This window comes from Cysteiniphilum litorale, from assembly GCF_003428165.1.
GTDB classification, from domain to species: Bacteria; Pseudomonadota; Gammaproteobacteria; order Francisellales; family Francisellaceae; genus Caedibacter; species Caedibacter litoralis.
The window spans coordinates 1-1759 of sequence record NZ_QLIQ01000114.1 but is presented as its reverse complement, the minus strand read 5'-3'; the positions used below and the strand labels follow the sequence as shown (position 1 = coordinate 1759).

Genomic DNA, 1759 nt, shown 5'->3' with positions numbered 1-1759 from the left:
TCAAACGGTAAAGCTCAGTGCGGGAGAAGCCTGTTTCGCAAATATAAATGAACTGATGACAATTGGGATTTTGTACTTGTTGTTGAATATGTCGTAAGGCAGATGTTTTGCCAACGCCATAATCACCAGTTAATACGCCAATACCAGGTAAGTCTAATAAGCGTGTAAACTTAGCGGTTAATTGATTCAAACTCTCATTATCCCAAAGGACTTGTTGTGATTTATGAAATGGTGGATGCTTTAAACCAAAGTGCATAAGAAATTGCATTACTTATCCTCCAACTTAAAGCGATTCTGAAATGATGTCAGTGCATAGTCCGTCACAAAGCTTTTTTTACCTTTTGTACCTTTTTCACATTGCTGATCAGCATCTTCAGCTGTGATCATCATCGGTCTTTGACGCTTACGTGTAAGATTGGCTTGTTGATCGGATAACACCACTTTTGCCAAGTATTCACCATGTCGACTTTCAATATATTTGGCTTGTTTTAAGTGTGGGTCAACCACTAAGTTTACGCTGCCACCTGAGTATTGATAAGGCACTTCATAGGCTTGGTTTTCGTAGTGGATAATACCGACTTTAGATACTTTGCGCGCAATACGATGATAAAAGATCTCATCAATCGATTGTGCCTTTTCACCTAAATGACGGATATGTCCAACATCTTGGCGAAAGCGCTCCATCGGTGATTGTTTAACAAGCCCTGAATGCTGACGGTGATGATAAATCTCTTGTAACCATGCGTGTAAGCGTAGGTTAAAGTCAGATAACGAGCTGATTTCAGCAAGGTTGACTTCATTGATAAATTGCTCACGAACGGTCTTATCCCAAGTTGGTAAATTTTTGATTACAAAACATTCAAATCAAACTTTTTTTGCAATTTCATGCCCCTCAAATCCTTATTCCTACGTTCATTTTATGTCAAAATCACTTTTGTAGTGCCATAATATATATGTTTGCTATTGCTTATGCTTGCAAACTCTGATAGAGTCAATTCAATACAAAATACCGCTGCATAATTTATGTACATACGCAAAACAAAAACACGCACCATTGCTGATGTCACCTACTACAGCTATCGTTTAGTTGAAACGATGCGTATGGCAAACGGCAAGGTGCGCCAAATTACACTCTTAAATCTAGGCAGCAGCTATACTGCCATTGATGAGTCAGAATGGGCATTGTTGACGGATCGCGTTAAAGACTTACTTCATGGCGCTGAACATGCTCTATTGAATGTGGATGATCATATTGAAGCAGAAGCACGTCGCTTAAGTGCTCTTGTGATTAAAAAGCACGGTGAAGCGTTATTTAATACAACACCGACAGAATCGCACTATGAGCAAGTAGATATTTCCTCTGTTGAATCCTCTGATATTAAAAGCATTGGTGCCGAAAGCCTTGTCCACAAAGCAGCGCAAGACCTACATTTGCCACAGATTCTAAGTACATGCGGTTTATCTAATAGCGAGTGTCAAGATGCGCTAGCCACGATTTTAGCGCGCACATTGTACCCTGCCAGTGAGGTGAGGACGTGTGAAGTTTTAAAAACCAAAAGCGCACTAGATGAGGTGCTACAGACTGATTTTAGCACCTTACACAAGAATCGCCTGTATCGTATTTCGGATGTCCTGTTAAAGTCTAAAGATGCCATTGAAGAAGCCTTATACCAAAGAGAGAAAACATGGTTTGAATTTGAGGAAATTGTGACGCTTTATGATTTAACCAATACCTATTTTGAAGGTCAATCATTGGACA

2 protein-coding genes and 1 pseudogene are annotated in these 1759 nt (G+C 39.7%); 1 reads left to right on the top strand and 2 read right to left on the bottom strand.

Going from position 1 to position 1759, the window contains the following annotated elements:
* Together DNJ75_RS14745 and DNJ75_RS14740 are read right to left on the bottom strand one after the other, a co-directional pair.
* Positions 1 to 268: ATP-binding protein (locus DNJ75_RS14745; protein ID WP_206609129.1), on the bottom strand; the 268-nt coding region annotated here is incomplete at its 3' end.
* Positions 268 to 684, bottom strand: a complete 417-nt coding sequence (locus tag DNJ75_RS14740) for a hypothetical protein (RefSeq protein WP_117004182.1) — start codon at positions 682 to 684, stop codon at positions 268 to 270. The genes DNJ75_RS14740 and DNJ75_RS14745, both read right to left, overlap by 1 nt.
* A gap of 339 nt (positions 685 to 1023) precedes the next feature.
* Here DNJ75_RS14740 and DNJ75_RS14735 point away from each other — a divergent pair.
* A pseudogene (locus DNJ75_RS14735) lies at positions 1024 to 1759 on the top strand (IS1634 family transposase); the annotation flags it as partial.

What these genes read in the sequence shown, in the direction of transcription:
- DNJ75_RS14740 (WP_117004182.1), bottom strand. Translation starts at nt 684, where the DNA reads ATGGAGCGCTTTCGCCAAGATGTTGGACATATCCGTCATTTAGGTGAA.